This window comes from Pseudoalteromonas sp. SR45-6, assembly GCF_014163545.1.
Taxonomy (GTDB): domain Bacteria; phylum Pseudomonadota; class Gammaproteobacteria; order Enterobacterales; family Alteromonadaceae; genus Pseudoalteromonas; species Pseudoalteromonas rhizosphaerae.
Genome location: NZ_JACJDM010000008.1, coordinates 39,202 through 57,822 on the forward strand (window position 1 = coordinate 39,202; position 18,621 = coordinate 57,822).

The following is an 18,621-nucleotide window of genomic DNA, read 5'->3' on the forward strand; positions in this document are numbered from 1 at the left end:
ATTACACGCTTTCCCAGCCAAGTGTTTGTGTCGAACGTTTGGCAGCAGCAAATAACTTTAAGCCATCTGCGGCGTGTTCTAAACCAAATACGTATGGTTGGTTATTTTTTTGCCCTAGTTGAAAACATTGTAAATCTTCAGCGATGTCGCTGTATAAGTTTGCAAATGCTTCTACAAAACCAGTGGGATGGCCTGGTTTCATGCGGTTATATCTAAATTGGTGGGCGTAGTCGCACTGACCCGCTCGGTCTAATATCTCTCGCCTACCATCATTAAAATTTAGTTCTAACTCATCGGGGTTGAGCTGTAACCATTTAGCACTTCCGGTATCTCCATACACTCTGATCTGTAAACCGTTACGATGACCAATAGCCGTTTTTGACATCCACATGCTGCCTTTGACGCCACTGGCATACTTTACTAGCATTTGTACGTCATCGACTAAATTAGCATATTGAGAGTGGTTACTAAATTCGGCTAATGTGTGAGTTGGTTCCTCACCCAATAAAAAGCTACTTAGGTGATGAAGGTGAACACCTAAATCTAAGCAAATGGTTGGTACTTCAGCATCTCGCAGACGCCACGCCTGCGGTTGTGATGTTTTTCCCGCGATATCGGGGGGGCGGCGAAAGCCTTCTTGCGGCATTTCTAAATGAATTTTTTGAATTGTTCCCAGCTTTCCTGAATTTATTAAATGCTTTAACTCACGTACCATTGCATAGCCACTGTAGTTAAAAGTAACAGCTAAAAATTGTTTCTTTGGATCATAATAAGGGCGAAGAATTGCAATTTCTCGTGGTCCACAAACCATCGCTTTTTCACAGATTACGGGTAATTTTTTTTCGAATAAATACTGTAAAACTTCTAAATGATGCGGTGTTGGAGTGAGCACTACAAAAGCATCAATGTGACCCTTTTCAGCTTCGACCATTTCTTTCCAATCTGCGTAAACACATTCTGCTGGGATCCCCCAATGAATACCTGTAGCTTGATTATTTTCTTGATTACGACAAAAGGCACCGGCAACAACTTGAAATTTATGATCCATGTGAGCTGCGCAAAAGTGTACATAGCCAACAGCTGACGTGTTACCCCCGCCAATAAAAGCAAGTTTGAAAGTCGGGTGAGTTTGTAACATAGTTGCCTCAAGGTTCATTAAATAATATGTTTATATCGTCAAAAAGGTTGAAAACTTTAATTTAAGATTTGCTGTAGAGTGTTCAGTATAAAATGCACTTCTTGCTCTTTCAACGATGGATGAAGAGGAAGGGTGATAGCACCTTGATAATATTTTTCAGCATTAGGGAAATCACCAGCCTTAAAGCCTAGAGCTTGATAGTATGGCTGTAAATGTATTGGAATATAATGAACGTGGCCAATGATCCCTACTGCTCGAAGCTGAGTTACAGCGTTTTTATGACGAGTTGCATCGCTATTATTAAGTTGAATTATGTACAAGTGATAAGCGGAATAACAGGTATCAATTTGTTGCAATGGACGAACCAAATTTAAATTAAGATGTGTATCATATATTTTAGCAAGGTGATGTCGCTGCTTAATAAATTCGTCAACTTTACTTAGTTGGCTAAGCCCTAACGCTGCGTGTAAATCAGTCATTCGATAATTAAAGCCAAGCTCGATTTGCTGATAGTACCAAGGCCCATGGCTTGCATCGGTCATTTCACTTTCATCTGATGTGATCCCATGGCTTCTTAATCTTTTTAAACGCTTTGCTAAATTATCATCATTTGTAACCGCCATACCGCCTTCAGCTGACGTGATGATTTTCACAGGATGAAAGCTGAATACGCAAATATCTGAAAACTCACAATTACCAACAGGCTTATCTAAATATTTAGCACCAATGGCGTGAGAGGCATCTTCGATAATTTTAAAATCATATTTAGTAGCGAGCTGATGAATGGCTTGCATATTACATGATTGACCCGCCAAGTGTACCGGTATTACAACTTTAGGTAAGCAGTTATTTTTTTCTGCTAGGATCAGCTTCTGCTCAAGTTCCTTAATCGACATGTTGCCGGTATCTAAGTCAATATCAACAAAGTCAATCTTAGCACCACAATAAAGTGCGCAATTACTTGATGCTACAAAAGAAATAGGAGATGTCCAGACTATATCGTTTTCTCCAACGCCTAATGCTAGGCATGCGATATGTAACGCCGATGTTGCACTATTTACTGCAATGCCATGCTTTACTTTACAGTAACTAGCAATGCCAGCTTCAAATGCGGGTACTTTAGGACCTTGCGTGAGCCAGTCAGATTGTAAGACATTGAGTACCGCATCAATATCTGCTTGGTCAATAGATTGCTTTCCATATGGGATCATAAAAGTGCCTGAATATTAAAAGCTGCTATTTCTTCTATCGTTAAGAAGTGGGGGTTACTTAAAGAACTATATTCAAATCCGATCTCAACTTTCCTACCGCACTCATTTAATGCATTTGTATCAAAATTATTGCTGCGACTACTAAATTTAATGCCAGGTGCAATCACAAAATGATCATCAAATTCGTAGGTATCAAAACACAAATCAGAAGGGCACATCACCTCATGTAATTTTTCGCCCGGGCGAATACCGATATTTTTTTGTGGCAGGTTTGGTGCCATTGCTGTTGCTAAATCAGTAATACGAATTGATGGGATCTTGGGAACAAAAATTTCTCCCCCTAACATCCTCTCAAAGTTAGTTAAAACGAAATCAACACCTTGCTGAAGGCTGATCCAAAAGCGGGTCATTTCTTCATGGGTGATAGGGATATGGTCGCGGCCTTGATCAATAAACTTTTGGAAAATAGGCACTACTGAACCGCGCGAGCAGACTACATTACCGTAGCGAACAACTGAAAATGTGGTGCGATTACCACCGGCAATATTATTAGCGGCAACAAACAATTTATCGGATGCTAATTTTGTCGCACCATATAAATTAATTGGATTGGCTGCTTTATCAGTAGAAAGCGCAATGACTTTTTCAACATTATTGTCTAAGGCAGCATCAATGACATTTTCAGCACCATTAATGTTAGTTTTGATGCATTCCATCGGGTTATATTCTGCGGCAGGGACCTGTTTAAGAGCTGCAGCATGAATAACGTAATTTACTCCACGCATTGCACGGCGTAAGCGGTCTTTGTCGCGTACATCACCGATAAAGTAACGCATACATGGTTGATCAAAGTCTTGCTGCATTTCAAATTGTTTTAACTCATCACGAGAGAAAATAATTATTTTTTTTGGCTTGTATCGCTCAAGTAACGTTTTTACGTATTTTTTACCGAATGATCCGGTACCACCGGTAATTAAAATTGTTTTGTTATCGAACATAGTTTTACCCAAGTTATTTATCATTGGCGTAGTTATAGTAAAAAATTAAATACGCAAAAAGTGAAATTTAATACACTGCTCAGTACTTTACCTATTAACAGAGTAGGTTAGCAAGCACGATGCCAAGTTAATTTAATTAAACAATGGTACAAAGTGCAAAATTTGGCAAATTAAGCTATAATTTAACCAATCAGCGTGTCGGAGCCTGTTATGAAAATTCAATCACCAGCAACTAGTTTTTTAAACCAAACACAGCAAACCAGTAACAAGCTTGCAGAGCAACTTGCTACGGGTAAAAAAGTCAACTCTGCGGCAGATGATGCCGCGGCATTGCAAATTATAGATCGGTTAACCTCCCAGCAAGACGGTTACAGCCAAGCGGTGAATAATGCCTATGATGGTATTTCTTATTCGCAAGCGACCGAGTCAAACTTGTCGGGTGTCAACGATGCTGTCTCGCGTATTCGTGAATTATCTATTCAAGCAGGTAATGGCGCATTAAATGATAATGACCGTGCTGCTTTGCAAGAAGAAGTGGTGCAATTACAAAGTCAGATTACAGAGACGTTTGAAAATGCCAATTTTGCAGGTAAACCTTTGTTTGATGGTCAGTCGGTGTCGTTTCAAGTTGGTCCAGATGCGAATGCAAATCAAACGGTTACTCCTTCGGATGGTAGTTTTGCATCAGTAATATCAACAATTGATATTTCTACTCAAGCAGGTGCACAAGCTGCAATTGATATTAGTGACCAAGCGGCGGACGAAATTAACGCCCAGCGTGCTGAACTTGGTGCTTTTCAAAATACATTGGCTAGCACTATTAAAGGCCTGGGTACTCAGCAAGAAAATATTGCCGCGAGCCAAAGTCGAATTCAAGATACCGATTATGCTCAGGCGGTTTCACAGCAGGTATCAAATGATATTTTAGCTCAAGCGTCAATAGCACTGCGTGGCCAAGCTAACCAATCGGCTGAATCTATTTTAGGGTTATTATAACGGCTATGATAAAACAGTAATTCTTAAGTATTACTTGCAATTAGCTTAGTGTCTGTTTTTTGGCATCTATGTCAAAAAACTGCCGCTTTGTGCTTGCATCCCTGTCAAACTCGCTTACAATTTAAATTATTAATAGCTTGTAGTAACTGTGGTTCGCTAAATAATGATCTTGATTTTAGACAATAATAATAATCGTGCGATTGGTTTACATGCTGCGCTTACCTTTATTGGTGAGGCAGTGCAACTGCTTGACGATGCAAGCCTTGAACAAGAATGTGAAAAATACCAAAAGCAATCATGTATGGTGATCCTCGGTGCATTGCAAAGCTTAGATCATGAAAGCGTGATCAAGCGCCATCCAACAATACCATTTCTATTAATTGGTGAAACCCTTAAACCACTGTTGAGCATTGCCAATGTAGTTGGCCTTATCTGTGAACCTTTTAACCATGATGTAACGACTCAATTACTGCATGATTGCCAACAGTATCAACGGATGTTGCCAAATGAGCATAAACACGCAAAACCGCACAAAACCTTTGATGGCTTAGTTGGTGAAACTGAAGCGGTTAAAGATGTACGCTTTTTAATTGAACAAGTTGCTAAAACGGACGCCAACGTATTAATTTTAGGCGAATCAGGTACTGGTAAAGAAGTGGTTGCTCGTAATGTTCATTTACTATCAAAACGTAATACAGGGCCATTTGTACCCGTTAACTGTGGGGCTATACCTGCGGAGCTGTTAGAAAGTGAGTTGTTTGGTCATGAAAAAGGCGCGTTCACCGGTGCTATTTCAGCGCGCAAGGGCCGCTTTGAACTTGCTCAAGGGGGGACGCTGTTTTTAGATGAAATTGGCGATATGCCGCTGCAAATGCAAGTAAAGTTATTGCGAGTGTTACAAGAGCGCAGCTATGAGCGGGTTGGTGGTACAAAACCAATTCAAGCCGATGTACGGGTGATTGCTGCTACGCATCGTGATCTTGAACAAATGATAGAGCAAGGAAGTTTCCGCGAAGATTTATACTATCGACTCAATGTTTTTCCTATCGAAAACCCATCTCTTGCAGAACGTGCTGATGATATTCCATTATTATTAAAAGAGTTAATGCGCCGTATTAATGAGCAAAGTGGTACTACCGCTAAGTTTACTGAGCGGGCAATTGATAGTTTAAAAGAGCACACATGGCCGGGGAATATTCGCGAGTTAGCGAACTTAGTTGAGCGTATGGTGATCATGTTGCCAGATAAAGTGGTTGATATTCCCGATCTACCAGCAAAATATCGTTATATTGAAGTTGATGCTTATGAACCACAATATCCCGAAGAGCTTATGGAGCGTGATGCTTTCAATGATATTTTCAGTACTGGTTTTAGTGATTACGACGATGAGCCAGAAGTTGAAGCAATTCAGCCATCAGCAGACCTTTTACCCGACGAAGGGATTGAGCTAAAAGATTATTTAGCTGAGCTGGAAATTAGCCTGATCACTCAGGCCTTAGAGCGTTATGATTATGTCGTAGCGCGTGCTGCGGAGATCTTGGGTGTACGCCGCACAACCTTAGTTGAAAAAATGAAAAAATATAACCTATCACGAGATTAACAGCTAAGAGCAGGTTTTAGGTGTCAGGTAGCAGGTTTTAGGCAGAAATTAACCAAGTACGATGGTAATTACACCTTTAGAATGGGCTTCGTCATTACCCATAGGCGTTAAGCTTGCTGACGCGCTCACCATCTTTAATTCGGGGGGGGCTGTAGTGAATAAATCACTAAAAACTTTTTGCACAAAGAGAAAACAATGAGGGTAAATGAGAAGAAAAAATGCCACGGGCTTCGAGCAATGAGCTTCGAATACCCTAAAATCTGATACTTTTTTTTACCTCATAAGCGCAGCGCACTCTTAACCTCTTTGTGAATACATTTTAATTGCGCGGGATAAACCCGCGCCTACAAGATTAATTGCGCAAAGAGAAGATTTTCTAGCACCTAGCACCTTTCACCTAGTATTTTTCAATAATCTCAGCTTTACGAAAACAATCATTACTGTGATCATTCACCATACCACAGGCCTGCATATGGGCGTACACTGTGGTTGGACCTAAAAACTTAAATCCCCGTTTTTTTAAATCTTTTGCAAATGCAGTTGAGGCCTCTGTGATTGCAGGGTAGTCACTAAGTTTATCTAACTCATTCACTAACGGCTTACCACCTACAAACTGCCATTGATAGTTACTGAAGCTGCCAAATTCTTGCTGAATTTCAATAAAACGTTTGGCGTTATTTATAGTTGCTACAATTTTTAAACGATTACGTATAATTGTTTCATCAAGCATTAATCGTTCAACATCGTGCTCGTTCATTTGTGCGACTTTTTCTACATCAAAATCCAAAAATGCACGACGATAGCCATCACGTTTCTTTAAAATCGTATACCAACTTAATCCTGCTTGTGCTGATTCCAGAGTAATAAATTCAAAAAGTGTTTGGTCATCATATACTGGGATCCCCCATTCATCATCGTGATAGGCAACATAGTCATCTTTACTGGTATCGAGCCAAGGGCAGCGACATAAATTTGTTGAATTCATAGTGTCTCCTTGCTTTGCTTATTTTAGTTTGTCATTTTTTTGTCGCGTTATTTATACGCTAAGCAAATGAAATTAATCAATATAATTGTTGGTACAATTTGTGCATTTAGCTAGTTAGATCCTGTAAACGAGAATGCATTATGGCCTTAGCTAATGTCTTAAAACCACAATTTATCACAGCGACCCAGTATAACCCATGTTTACTGCAAGAAGAGTACATTGGTGAGTTAAGTGAATTACGCCAGCAAGCCAGTTGGTTAAGTCATTTAGTAGATACAATGCCTGCGGGTGTTGTGGTGCTTGATGGTCGCGGTTTGATCGCTAAAGCTAATCAAATTGCAACAGACATGCTAGGGGAGCCACTCGAAGGTGAAAAGTGGTTCAGTGTGATCCAGCGCTCGTTTCGGCCCCAACAAGATGATGGCCATGAAGTATCGCTAAAAGATGGACGCTTAATTAAGTTAGAAATAACGGCATTAGCGCCAGAGCCAGGGCAATTAATCTTAATGACTGACTTAACCGAAACGCGTCGTCTACAAACACGCGTTGCACATATGCAGCGTTTAAGTGCATTGGGTAAAATGGTGGCATCTTTGGCACATCAAGTGCGAACACCACTGTCTGCTGCGATTTTGTATGCCGCTAATTTAGGTTCAAAGCGGTTACCCGAAAGCTCGCGAGGCAATTTTCATACTAAGTTAATGTCGCGTTTAAAAGATCTCGAAACCCAAGTAAACGATATGTTGTTGTTCGCAAAAAGTGGCGATCAGCAAGTTGTTGAACATGTTTCCATGCAGCAATTATTAACTGAAGTGAAAACTGGCGCTGATGCTATGGTCGCACTTAATAATAGTGAACTTCAGGTCAGTTTACCTGAGCCTGATATCGAGATAATGGGCAATAAAACTGCGCTTGCCAGTGCCATTCAAAACCTTATTCACAATAGTATTCAAGTCATTGGCAGTAATGCACTCGTTCAATTAAGTGCGCAGCGGGATGCGAGTGACCCCGAGCTAGTGTGTATTACTGTAAGTGATAATGGCCCTGGGGTCGATTTAAGCTTACTTGATAAATTATTTGAACCATTTTTTACTACCCGAAGCCAAGGCACAGGTTTAGGCTTAGCGGTAGTTAGTTCAGTCGCAAATGCACACCAAGGACGAGTTGCAGTAACGAACAATGCTCAAGGCGGAGCCTGCTTTAGTTTACTGTTACCTATTTGTACAAAGTCAACATCGGCGGAGGCAATATGAACAACACGATTTTAGTGGTTGAAGATGATGCAGGGCTTCGTGAAGCCTTGATTGATACGCTTGAAATGTCTGGAATAGATTGCGTTGCGGCTGACAGTGCTGAGCAAGCTATGGTGCTACTTAAAAAAGACAGCTTTTCGCTGGTCGTGAGCGATGTGCAAATGGGCGCGATGAGTGGTCTTGATTTACTGCGCAGCATTAATCTTAATTACCCTGATCTACCGGTTTTAATGATGACAGCGTATGCGACTATTGATGATGCTGTTGAGGCTATGCGGTTAGGGGCAATTGACTATATGGCCAAACCGTTTGCGCCCGAAGTGCTACTTAATATGGTAAGCCGCTATCTACCTGAGCCGGAAAAAGAAACTGACGGGCCGATTGTCGCTGATCCGAGTAGCATTCAGCTATTAGAACTTGCAAGTCGGGTTGCTAAATCGGATGCCAGTGTGATGGTGCTTGGTCCTAGTGGCTCAGGTAAAGAAGTACTCGCACGCTTTATCCATGATAAATCAGATCGCGCAGAGCAGCCATTCGTCGCAATAAACTGTGCTGCGATCCCTGAAAATATGCTCGAAGCTACATTATTTGGCTACGAGAAAGGCGCGTTTACTGGTGCGATTCAAGCTTGTCCGGGTAAATTTGAGCAAGCACAAGGTGGCACAATTTTACTTGATGAAATCACTGAGATGGATTTAGGCCTACAGGCTAAGTTACTACGTGTATTACAAGAACGCGAAGTTGAACGTTTAGGTGGTCGCAAAACTATTAAGCTAGATGTGCGTATTTTGGCTACCAGTAACCGTGATTTAAAAGAGGCTGTGGCTAAGCACCAGTTTAGAGAAGATTTATATTATCGGTTAAATGTATTTCCGTTGATGTGGCGTCCACTTTGTCAACGTCCAGGCGATATTGTCGTGTTGGCAAAGCATTTAATTGAACGTCATCTCAATAAAAGCAAAGAGCCTATCGCTGTACTTAGCGAACCGGCAGAGAAAAAATTATTAGCTCATACTTGGCCAGGTAATGTGCGTGAACTGGATAATGTGATCCAGCGTGCGTTGATATTACGCCACGGTGATATGATTGACGAAAGTGCTATTTTTATTGAAAATTTAACCCAGACTCCTCTAACTGCGGCTTTATCAGCAAGTTTAGTGCCGGTTAATTCAGCACCAGAAAACACTACTTCGGCGGTTACAAGTTCACCAACTAATGATGCTTATTATGATCTGCAAGCGCCAGCAATAAAAGCGACAGCAGAACGCAATCAGCTGCGTGAAGAATTACCAAGCTTGGATTCGGGAAGTTACAAAGATGAACTTAAAGATAAAGAGCATAGAATTATTTTAGAGACCCTAAATCGTTGTCAAGGCAAGCGTAAAGATGTAGCTGAAACATTAGGGATCAGCCCACGAACATTACGTTATAAATTGGCACAAATGCGTGATTTGGGGATCACCTTACCTGCTTAAGCCTCTATAATTTTTGTTTTCCTTCACTATTTAATTTACGCTCAGCCTTGCTGGGCGTAAACTTGTCAAAACTCTGACAACAAAAACACATCTCAAGCTATTGATATTAATTAATTTATTAGTTGGCATGCTTTGTGCTTTATTAAGTTATTAGTAAACTGCATCGTCAGAGACAATTATGAAAATTCAAAACAGCGCATTATTTCAAGAAATGCAATCTATGGCTCTCGAAGCTGGTCGTAGTAATCAAGTAAACAAATTACCGACGCAGGCGCAGCCTACTTCGAGCGCCCAATTTGGCGATTTGTTAAGTGATGCACTCAATACCGTGAATGGCCTTCAAGCTGATGCAAAACAAAAAGTCGTAGCGGTTGAAATGGGCGACCGAAATGTGTCATTAGCGGATGCGATGATCGCATCACAAAAATCATCGGTTGCCTTTGAAGCCACTGTACAAGTTCGTAACAAACTTGTAGAAGCCTATAAAGAAATCATGAACATGCCTGTTTAACTAGGTAGTGGAGAATTATTGTGGCGCAATCTAATCAATCAACAGATCTTGCTTTGGCCGGCGGCGGTATCGACCAAACTGATAATGACGATCAACAAGAACAAAAGTCAGGCTATTTAAGTGCATTAAACGGCGTTGATGTATTACGTCAGGTCACTTTAATTATTGCATTAGCGATTTGTTTAGCGATCGCTATTTTTGTGATTATTTGGGCACGTCAACCAGATATGCGTCCACTTGGAAAAATGCCAACGGAAGAGCTAATTCAAACGCTCGATTTTTTAGATGCACAAAAAATTGACTATCAACTTGATGGCAATGTGGTTTCTGTTCCTGAAAATGAATATCAAAATATTAAATTGTTAATGACCCGCGAAGGTATTGAGCAAGCGCCGAACTCGGGTACTGATATTATCATGCAAGATATGGGTTTTGGTGTTAGTCAGCGTTTAGAGCGTGAACGTTTAAAGCACGGTCGTGAACAACAACTTGCGCGCACGATCGAGGAACTACAAAATGTCACGCGTGCTAAAGTATTATTGGCAATCCCGAAAGAAAATGTTTTTGCTCGTCGTGAGAAAAAACCATCCGCAACAGTTGTATTAACTTTAAAACGTGGTCGTATGCTCGGTAGTGAAGAAGTGGACGCCATTGTTGATATTATTGGTTCAGCAGTGCAAGGTTTAGAGCCGTCACGAGTAACTGTAACAGACCAAAATGGCCGATTACTTAATTCAGGATCGCAAAGTGCGTTAGCTGCTCGCTCACGTAAAGAATACGATATTGAACGTAAACGTGAACAAGAATATCTAGATAAAATAGATGGTATCTTAATGCCAGTTATTGGCATGGGTAACTACACTGCACAAGTCGATTTAAGTATGGACTTTAGCGCGATTGAAGAAACTCAAAAACGCTACAACCCTGATTTACCAGCGGTACGCAGCGAAACCACTTTTGAAGAAAACAACATCGGCGGGTTAGCTATCGGTATTCCTGGCGCGCTGACAAATCAGCCCCCAGTGGATTCGAATATTCCTGAAGTTGCCGGTCAAGGTGGTGCAGGCTCTGGTTCATCACCCAGTCGCACTCATAAAGAGGCGACACGTAACTATGAACTTGATACTACTATTTCCCATACACGTCAGCAAAGTGGTGTTATTCGTCGAATTAGTGTGTCTGTGGCAGTCGATTATGTGGCAAAAGTGGGTGAAAATGGTGAAACGACTATGGAGCCTCGCTCAGTTGAAGCACTGTCAAATATTCGTCGCTTACTGCAAGGTGGTGTGGGTTTTGACTTACAGCGTGGTGATGCATTAGAAGTAGTGACAGTACCGTTTGTACGTGAACCGATGGACTTAGCTATTGAAGTGCCACTGTGGGAACAAAACTGGTTTATGAAAGTTGTGCGTTTAGTGCTTGGCGCATTGGTTATTATAGTGCTAATCATGGCGGTGGTTAAACCTATGTTGAAACGCTTGATTTACCCAGATGATACCCTTGAAGAGTATGATGATGATGCGCTTAGTTCTGGTGTAGATATTGGTGATAACACCCTAGATATGCTAAATAAAGATTTTGATTCTGCTTCGGTTGGCTTCTCAAGTGATGGTACACTACAGTTACCAGACCTACATGGCGATGAAGACTTATTAAAAGCTGTTCGTGCCTTAGTAGCAAATGAGCCAGAACTCTCCTCACAAGTTGTGAAAGCGTGGTTAACTGAAGATGACTGATCAAGAACAAAAACAACTGCCAGCAGCGTTTGATGTTGATAAATTAGACGGTGTAGATAAAGCCGCAATTTTATTGCTAAGCTTATCCGAAGAAGATGCAGCGCAAATATTAAAGCACCTTGAACCTAAACAGGTGCAAAAAGTGGGTATGGCAATGGCGGCGATAGATGATCTATCGCAAGCCAAAATCAGTGCCGTGCACAATTTATTTATAGAACAAATACAAAGCTTTAGTACGATTGGTTTTCAATCAGAAGATTTTATTAAAAAAGCGCTTACTGCGGCACTTGGTGAAGATAAAGCGGCAAGCCTGATAGATCAAATTGTTATGGGATCCGGTGCCAAAGGCCTTGATTCATTGAAATGGATGGACTCAAAGCAAGTTGCCAATATTATTCGCAATGAGCATCCGCAAATTCAAACGATTGTTTTATCTTATTTGGAGCCTGAGCAATCGGCCGAAATTTTAGCGCAGTTTCCTGAAAAAGTGCGCTTAGATTTAACCATGCGCATCGCCAACCTTGAAGAAGTACAACCTGCGGCTTTACAAGAATTGAACGAGATCATGGAAAAACAATTTGCCGGACAAGCTGGTGCGCAAGCTGCGAAAATGGGCGGTTTGAAAGCGGCGGCTGATATTATGAACTACCTCGATACCAATATTGAAGGTCAGTTGATGGATTCTATCCGTGAGCATGACGAAGAGATGTCGCAACAAATCCAAGATTTAATGTTCGTATTTGAAAACTTAATGGATGTTGATGATCGTGGTATTCAAGCTATCTTGCGAGAAGTCCAACAAGATGTACTGATGAAAGCCATCAAAGGTACTGATGATGCATTGAAAGAGAAAATCCTCGGCAATATGTCAAAACGGGCTGCAGAGATGCTTGCTGATGATTTAGAAGCAATGGCACCTGTGCGGATCAGCGAAGTTGAAGCCGCGCAAAAAGAGATCTTATCTACGGCACGTCGTCTCGCTGATTCAGGTGAAATTATGCTTGGTGGTGGTGGTGGTGAGGAGTTCTTGTAAACCATGAGCAAACCTACTCAATATCAAGGTCGTCCTTTACGTGCCAGTGAAGCAGTTGATGAATTATTAGAAAACTGGCCAATTCCAGATGTTACGCAAGACACTCGAAAATTCGATGGTCGTTCAACGGCGTTTGGTACACCGCTGGCCGATTTATATCGTAAAGAGCTTGAAGAAAGTGAACAAGCACTAGAGCCCGAAGAGCCTGAGCTGCCTTCGTTAACGATGGCTGAGCTGGAACGAATTCGTCAAGATGCCTACGAAGAAGGCTTAAAACAAGGCCACGAGCAGGGTTATATTGATGGTTTTGAAAAAGGCGTAGGTGAGGGAAAAGAAGCCGGTTATAAAGAAGGCATTGAGCTTGGTAAAACACAAGGTCAAGAAGAAGTAAAACCACTGATTGAAGAACAGCTAACGAGTCTAAAAGCATTGTTGGATAGTTTGTCAGCGCCATTAGCTAAAGTCGATGATGACGCCGAAAAGCAACTTGTACAGTTAACTGTAATGCTAACCGAAGCGTTAGTTTATCAAGAAATTAAAACCTCCCCTGAAATTATTTTGCAAAGTTTAAAGCAGTGTATCGATGCGTTAGCCAATGAGCAGCAAAGTGTGCGTATTCATTTACACCCTGAAGACATTGAACTGGTTAAAAATAGTTATGGCGAAGCTGCACTAGCTGAAAACCATTGGCAGTTAGTTGCAGAGCCGACTTTAGATCGCGGCGGTTGCCAAGTAAAAACACCTCAGTCATCTATTGATATGACTATAAAAACCCGCGTCAAAGAAACGTTGGATAGTTTTTTGCATAGTAGTGGTATCTAACTCCATTTTTGGTTTGCAATGAGTTCTCAACCACGCCCATTAAGTGAACGCTTACAACAGTATCAAAAACATATTCATAGTCCAACGCCTGCTGTTGCGGGAATTTTAACCCGTGTTGTAGGGTTAACATTAGAGGCGAAAGGATTACGCGCGCCAGTTGGCAGCCAATGTAAAATTGAAACCATGAATGGTTTTGTTGATGCTGAAATTGTTGGTTTTAATGACCAGACGCTTTACTTGATGCCAAATGACCATATTTCTGGTGTACTACCTGGTGCTCGAGTGATCCCACAAGTAAATGATACCGGACTGCCTGTTGGTATGTGTTTACTTGGTCGTGTTGTTGATGGCTTAGGGCGTCCGTTGGATGGGCTTGGAGCTATTAAAGCAGAGCATTACTTAAAATTTGCACAAAATTCCATTAACCCATTATCTCGACGACCAATTACGCAGCCGATGGATGTTGGCGTACGCGCTATTAATTCAGTGATAACTGTTGGCCAAGGCCAGCGCATGGGGCTATTTGCAGGCTCCGGGGTGGGTAAGTCGGTATTACTGGGTATGATGACCCGAGGCTCAGAAGCTGATGTAATAGTTGTTGGTTTAGTGGGGGAGCGTGGCCGCGAAGTAAAAGAATTTATCGAAGAAATACTCGGTGTGGAAGGGCGTAAACGTTCTGTCGTAGTTGCCGCGCCCGCCGATGCATCGCCATTAATGCGATTAAAAGGTTGTGAAAGTGCGGTAACTATCGCGGAGTACTTTCGCGATCAAGGTTTAAATGTTTTATTGCTACTGGATTCTGTAACGCGTTATGCCATGGCGCAGCGCGAAATAGCGCTTGCGGTTGGTGAACCACCGGCGACTAAAGGTTATCCGCCTTCAGTATTTGCAAAGCTACCCGCGCTGGTGGAACGTGCTGGTAATGGCGGCGAAGGGCAAGGCTCTATCACAGCGTTTTTTACTGTACTGAGTGAAGGGGATGATATGCAAGATCCGATTGCTGATGCGGCGCGAGCCATTTTAGACGGTCATATCGTGTTATCCAGAGAGCTCGCTGACAGTGGTCATTATCCTGCTATTGATATAGAAAAATCGATTTCACGGGTGATGCCACAAGTTGTCTCAGAAGCACATATGCAACAAGCGCGAGTGTTAAAACAAGTGTATTCAATGTTCCAGCAAAATAAAGATATGATTACTTTAGGTGCTTATCAAAAAGGCACCGACCAAATGCTTGATCAGGCCATTAATATGATGCCAAGAGTGAATGCATTTTTACAACAAGGCATGAAGGATGTGATCAGCTATGACGATGGCCTACAAGGGCTTGCGCAATTATTAGGACAAGCATAATGGCAACAAATAAGCTCAGTTTATTGCTGAAAATAGAAAATGATAAAGAAGAAGCTTTACGGATAAATTATTTACAAGCGCAGCAAAACTTGCAAGGCAATCAACAAAAATTGCAAGGCTTGAATAACTTCCGCTTAGAATATACTCAGCAATTACATGTAAAAGGAAAGTCCGGTTTAAGTAGTGCCGGGTTTAGTCAATATCATGCTTTCATTGCCAAAATCGAAGAAGCCATTCGTCAACAAGCGAATACAGTCAGTACTGCTAAACAAGTTGTCTCACAACGCCAAAGTTTATGGCTGAAACAGCAGATTAAGGCTAAAGCGGTTGCTAAGTTAATAGAAAAACAGCAACTTAAAGCGAATGTGATCGCACAAAAAAATGAACAAAAAATGCTTGATGAATTTTCCGCAAATCAATTTTACCAAAGACGTCGCGTTTTATAGCCTATTGCCCAAAATAGGGTTATTTATTAATTCAAATCAGCTTAGGCATATTATTTGCTAGTTTAATGTAATAAGTATTTATTCTGGCAAACTGCGGCGGCAAATTGCCACTTTTAATCTAGGTGAATTATGGCTATTAGTGATCTTTCAGTGTTTATCTCAACTGAGCAGGATGTTCAGTTAAATAAAAAAGACAGTGCCAAAGCTGCTGGTGCAGCAGATAAAGAAAGCACTGATAGTGACTTTTTTAGCCAATTACAAAGTGCCAATAATGCTGCGGAAACATCTATAAAGGTTAATTCAACGGGTGCTGAGCCTCGTTCAGCTGAAGCCGTAATTGTTGCTGAAAAAGCACAAGAAATGTCTGCTGACAACAGTGATGAAAATGCGATGTCTGGTGATGCAATGCTTGCGCAAATAACGGCGGCTAATAACATGGACACTCGGGTAAATAATACGCCAACTGTCGAAAATTCCTCATTACTTTCAAAGTTGGGGAAATACAGCGAGGAAAAAATAGACCCTACGCTTGTTAAAGTCACTGGAGCCCGTCCAATTGATGATGTTACGCCTATTATTGATACAGAGACTCCTGCTACTGATGATCCGATTGCACAATTAGTCGATAAACAGCTAAAACCATCGTTACTTACAGAAAAAAAGGTGCTGGCAGAGGCAATTGATAAACAACTTCAGCTAAAGGGGAACACTCCGCCTGATGATGCAGTTACTCCTATTATTGATGATATTCAAGTCGCAAAAGAGACATCGCAAAATAAAGCGATGGCAATGCAGCCAACAATCCAACAAGCAGTTGCGACTACAACTACGTTAAAAAGCGGGCAAGTTGACAATGACGCAGCTCAAATAATTGCTGCTGGAAATACAAGCCAAGGTAAACCACAAGACAGTGAAGTATTAGCTAAAGGTTCCGACGCTATGCTTGCTCAGCAAGGAAAACCTCAACAGAGCGCAGCACTAAGTGCAGATGCAGCAGTTACTAACGTTACTGCTAACGCTAAACAAGCAATCAAAAGTGCCACTGAAGTAGCAATGGACGCTGAAGCGGTTAAAGGTGTTGCTTCAAGCTCTCAAACTGATGTATCAGAAAAAGCAGCTGAACAGTCAAAGCGTAATAATAGTGCTGTATTAGAGCAAATCAGCAAGGTATTACTTAACTCAACGACAACTGTGCAAAAAAATGAAAATCCACTGTTGGCGAGCTTAACACCGGAGCAGCAAAAACAGCTGCAAACTCAGGTTGATGTCATTCGTCAGCAAGATCCATCACCGGCTAACATAACTGACTTAAAAAAAATGCTGGCTGAATTTGTAGCGCTTAATAGTAAAGAAGCTGCAAAACCTACCACTGCAGTTGCGACAATTAACACCGCAGAGCTAACTCAACTAAGTAAAGATATTTCGCTGTTAAGCCCTATGCAAAAACAGGCATTAAGCCAGCAATTACGAAATTTTGTGAGCAATGAGCAGCCCAAAGGGGCTTTATTAACTCAGATCAATAAGGCGATTACTGAATTAGCCCAGCCAGAGAGTACTGAAAAAAGGACTGAGTCAAAAGCTCAATTGACGGTTCAGTCAATGGCAGATAATTTAGCAAGCACTACAACTACCAATAGCAGCACCGCTAAATCAGATACAAATAAAGTATCTGCGCCACAAGATGCACTTATAAAGGCTGCAAGCAAAGAGCAAGAAGTGAAACTGGCAGTACAAGATAATGTTCTAAAAAGCGAGCAATTTGCTGAAAATATTAAAGCAGAGCAAAGCCCTGTGCGCGACAACACATTGGCACGTGTAAATCAATTGTTTGGCCAGCTCACCGGATTAACCACTGCAGTTACAACAGCCACGGCTGTAGAAGGGAGTGAGCAAAGTTATCAACAAGCTTTGGCTGATATGCAAGTAATGCATGCTCAGCAAGCGAGTCCTACATCACAGACAAGACAAATAAATATTGATCCAACTGCGTTACAAGCGTTGAATATCATGAAAAGTGATGCTGCCAAGTTACTGCAAGAACGAGTGAGTGCATTGTTAAGCATTAATAATAAAGAAGCTGAAATACGTCTTGATCCGCCAGAAATGGGCAGTATGCAAATTCGTATTCGTAGCGATGCAGAACAAGCTCACATTAACTTTGTGGTGCAAAATCAGCAAGCCAAAGAAGCCCTTGAGCAATCAATGCCGAGATTACGGGAAATGTTAGCGCAGCAGGGAATTGAACTGGGTGAAAGCAGTATCCAGCAGGGGAATAGTCAAAGTGATACTGGTGGTGACGGACAACAAAATGGTCGTGGTCAACAGGCAAATCAGCAACAAAATGAAGAGGAAACTGCATTAACTCAGCAACCAATTCGCGGCTCTGGGCAACAATCTTCATCATCAATAGATTACTATGCCTAACACCTGCTATTATATGAGGTATAAGACTATAAAAATAAATAACTTGATGGTGCGCGGTGACACTCGTAATATCGCTATTATCAAGGCATAAAGGAAAGCGGCATGGCTGAAGAAGCAAATTTAGAAATTGAAGATGGCAGTAAAAGTAAAAAAAAGCTGATTATAATTATTATTGCTGCGGTATTGGTAATTGGTGGTGCCGCTGGCTTTTTCTTGATGTCAGGCTCAGACGCTGCTCCTGAAACACTTGCAGACGAATCGGTTGCACCTGCAACTGAAACTGCAGAGGTAAGTGGCAGTGGTGCAAAGGTTGGCAGTGCTTTATATGTTGCGATGCCTCGACCTTTTATTTTTAACGTACCAGGTGCAAGTCGTGACCGTATTGTGCAAATAAAAGTGCAATTATTAGTGCGCGGTGATGTGAATGAAGAAACGGCCAAAAAGCATATTCCACTAATTGAAGGTACATTGCTTGGTGTGTTTTCAACCACCACCGCAGATGAACTGGGCACTAGCGAAGGAAAAGAAACCCTGCGAGTAGCAGCGCTTGATAAAGTACAAGCGGCGTTAATGGACGTAGAGGGAAGTAAAGTAATCGAGCGGGTGTTGTTTACCGGCTTTGTAATGCAATAAGGGGTCA

General features: G+C 41.5%; 16 protein-coding genes. 12 read left to right on the forward strand and 4 right to left on the reverse strand.

Features of this window, described 5'->3' with window-relative positions; translation table 11 throughout:
• Position 1 precedes the first annotated feature (1 nt).
• Genes H5158_RS05815 through pseB form a run of 3 tightly spaced genes read right to left on the reverse strand, consistent with a single transcriptional unit; the run spans position 2 to position 3,347 of the window.
• Positions 2-1,156: a Gfo/Idh/MocA family oxidoreductase gene (locus H5158_RS05815; protein WP_310736696.1), complete on the reverse strand. Its 1,155-nt coding sequence runs from the start codon at positions 1,154-1,156 to the stop codon at positions 2-4.
• 38 nt (positions 1,157-1,194) lie between these two features.
• Positions 1,195-2,349, reverse strand: coding sequence for a UDP-4-amino-4,6-dideoxy-N-acetyl-beta-L-altrosamine transaminase (gene pseC, locus H5158_RS05820; RefSeq protein ID WP_182718186.1), 1,155 nt, complete (start codon positions 2,347-2,349; stop codon positions 1,195-1,197).
• Complete coding sequence (gene pseB, locus H5158_RS05825) at positions 2,346-3,347, reverse strand: UDP-N-acetylglucosamine 4,6-dehydratase (inverting) (protein ID WP_149981506.1); 1,002 nt, start codon at positions 3,345-3,347, stop codon at positions 2,346-2,348. The genes pseC and pseB overlap by 4 nt, the downstream gene beginning before the upstream one ends.
• 210 nt (positions 3,348-3,557) lie before the next feature.
• Here pseB and H5158_RS05830 point away from each other — a divergent pair, with 210 nt between their 5' ends.
• On the forward strand, positions 3,558-4,343 hold the full coding sequence (locus tag H5158_RS05830; protein ID WP_149981504.1) for a flagellin: 786 nt from the start codon (positions 3,558-3,560) through the stop codon (positions 4,341-4,343).
• Positions 4,344-4,506: 163 nt separating this feature from the next.
• Positions 4,507-5,943, forward strand: coding sequence for a sigma-54 dependent transcriptional regulator (locus H5158_RS05835; RefSeq protein WP_149981502.1), 1,437 nt, complete (start codon positions 4,507-4,509; stop codon positions 5,941-5,943).
• Positions 5,944-6,340: 397 nt separating this feature from the next.
• Here H5158_RS05835 and H5158_RS05840 read toward each other — a convergent pair whose 3' ends face one another.
• Positions 6,341-6,928, reverse strand: coding sequence for a DNA-3-methyladenine glycosylase I (locus H5158_RS05840; RefSeq protein ID WP_145239421.1), 588 nt, complete (start codon positions 6,926-6,928; stop codon positions 6,341-6,343).
• 140 nt (positions 6,929-7,068) lie between these two features.
• Between H5158_RS05840 and H5158_RS05845 the strand changes: the two genes are divergently transcribed.
• The 10 genes from H5158_RS05845 to fliL all read left to right on the forward strand — a co-directional run bounded on the left by H5158_RS05845 (position 7,069) and on the right by fliL (position 18,614).
• Positions 7,069-8,181 (forward strand): PAS domain-containing sensor histidine kinase, encoded by a 1,113-nt coding sequence (locus H5158_RS05845; RefSeq protein ID WP_182739663.1) that lies wholly within the window; start codon positions 7,069-7,071, stop codon positions 8,179-8,181.
• The gene (locus H5158_RS05850; RefSeq protein ID WP_182718184.1) at positions 8,178-9,656 is read left to right on the forward strand and encodes a sigma-54 dependent transcriptional regulator; all 1,479 of its coding nucleotides are present in this window, start codon (positions 8,178-8,180) and stop codon (positions 9,654-9,656) included. The genes H5158_RS05845 and H5158_RS05850 overlap by 4 nt, the downstream gene beginning before the upstream one ends.
• 178 nt (positions 9,657-9,834) lie before the next feature.
• Positions 9,835-10,167 (forward strand): flagellar hook-basal body complex protein FliE, encoded by a 333-nt coding sequence (gene fliE, locus H5158_RS05855; protein ID WP_145239413.1) that lies wholly within the window; start codon positions 9,835-9,837, stop codon positions 10,165-10,167.
• A gap of 20 nt (positions 10,168-10,187) precedes the next feature.
• A complete protein-coding gene (fliF, locus tag H5158_RS05860; RefSeq protein WP_182718183.1) occupies positions 10,188-11,903 on the forward strand; it encodes a flagellar basal-body MS-ring/collar protein FliF in 1,716 nt (571 codons plus the stop codon).
• Positions 11,896-12,936, forward strand: a complete 1,041-nt coding sequence (gene fliG / locus H5158_RS05865; protein ID WP_145239407.1) for a flagellar motor switch protein FliG — start codon at positions 11,896-11,898, stop codon at positions 12,934-12,936. The genes fliF and fliG overlap by 8 nt, the downstream gene beginning before the upstream one ends.
• 3 nt (positions 12,937-12,939) lie before the next feature.
• Positions 12,940-13,758 (forward strand): flagellar assembly protein FliH, encoded by an 819-nt coding sequence (gene fliH, locus H5158_RS05870; protein WP_182739664.1) that lies wholly within the window; start codon positions 12,940-12,942, stop codon positions 13,756-13,758.
• Between the two features lie 18 nt (positions 13,759-13,776).
• Positions 13,777-15,111: a flagellar protein export ATPase FliI gene (fliI, locus tag H5158_RS05875; RefSeq protein ID WP_149981495.1), complete on the forward strand. Its 1,335-nt coding sequence runs from the start codon at positions 13,777-13,779 to the stop codon at positions 15,109-15,111.
• On the forward strand, positions 15,111-15,557 hold the full coding sequence (fliJ, locus tag H5158_RS05880; RefSeq protein ID WP_149981493.1) for a flagellar export protein FliJ: 447 nt from the start codon (positions 15,111-15,113) through the stop codon (positions 15,555-15,557). The genes fliI and fliJ overlap by 1 nt, the downstream gene beginning before the upstream one ends.
• Positions 15,558-15,686: 129 nt before the next feature.
• Complete coding sequence (locus H5158_RS05885; protein ID WP_182739665.1) at positions 15,687-17,981, forward strand: flagellar hook-length control protein FliK; 2,295 nt, start codon at positions 15,687-15,689, stop codon at positions 17,979-17,981.
• Positions 17,982-18,083: 102 nt separating this feature from the next.
• On the forward strand, positions 18,084-18,614 hold the full coding sequence (gene fliL, locus H5158_RS05890; RefSeq protein WP_149981489.1) for a flagellar basal body-associated protein FliL: 531 nt from the start codon (positions 18,084-18,086) through the stop codon (positions 18,612-18,614).
• The last annotated feature ends 7 nt before the right edge of the window (positions 18,615-18,621 follow it).

Excerpts from the sequence above, each read along its gene's own strand:
- H5158_RS05815 (WP_310736696.1), bottom strand. The coding sequence starts at position 1,156 with ATGAACCTTGAGGCAACTATGTTACAAACTCACCCGACTTTCAAACTT.
- pseC (WP_182718186.1), bottom strand. The coding sequence starts at position 2,349 with ATGATCCCATATGGAAAGCAATCTATTGACCAAGCAGATATTGATGCG.
- pseB (WP_149981506.1), bottom strand. The coding sequence starts at position 3,347 with ATGTTCGATAACAAAACAATTTTAATTACCGGTGGTACCGGATCATTC.
- H5158_RS05830 (WP_149981504.1), top strand. The coding sequence starts at position 3,558 with ATGAAAATTCAATCACCAGCAACTAGTTTTTTAAACCAAACACAGCAA.
- H5158_RS05835 (WP_149981502.1), top strand. The coding sequence starts at position 4,507 with ATGATCTTGATTTTAGACAATAATAATAATCGTGCGATTGGTTTACAT.
- H5158_RS05840 (WP_145239421.1), bottom strand. The coding sequence starts at position 6,928 with ATGAATTCAACAAATTTATGTCGCTGCCCTTGGCTCGATACCAGTAAA.
- H5158_RS05845 (WP_182739663.1), top strand. The coding sequence starts at position 7,069 with ATGGCCTTAGCTAATGTCTTAAAACCACAATTTATCACAGCGACCCAG.
- H5158_RS05850 (WP_182718184.1), top strand. The coding sequence starts at position 8,178 with ATGAACAACACGATTTTAGTGGTTGAAGATGATGCAGGGCTTCGTGAA.
- fliE (WP_145239413.1), top strand. The coding sequence starts at position 9,835 with ATGAAAATTCAAAACAGCGCATTATTTCAAGAAATGCAATCTATGGCT.
- fliG (WP_145239407.1), top strand. The coding sequence starts at position 11,896 with ATGACTGATCAAGAACAAAAACAACTGCCAGCAGCGTTTGATGTTGAT.
- fliH (WP_182739664.1), top strand. The coding sequence starts at position 12,940 with ATGAGCAAACCTACTCAATATCAAGGTCGTCCTTTACGTGCCAGTGAA.
- fliI (WP_149981495.1), top strand. The coding sequence starts at position 13,777 with ATGAGTTCTCAACCACGCCCATTAAGTGAACGCTTACAACAGTATCAA.
- fliJ (WP_149981493.1), top strand. The coding sequence starts at position 15,111 with ATGGCAACAAATAAGCTCAGTTTATTGCTGAAAATAGAAAATGATAAA.
- H5158_RS05885 (WP_182739665.1), top strand. The coding sequence starts at position 15,687 with ATGGCTATTAGTGATCTTTCAGTGTTTATCTCAACTGAGCAGGATGTT.
- fliL (WP_149981489.1), top strand. The coding sequence starts at position 18,084 with ATGGCTGAAGAAGCAAATTTAGAAATTGAAGATGGCAGTAAAAGTAAA.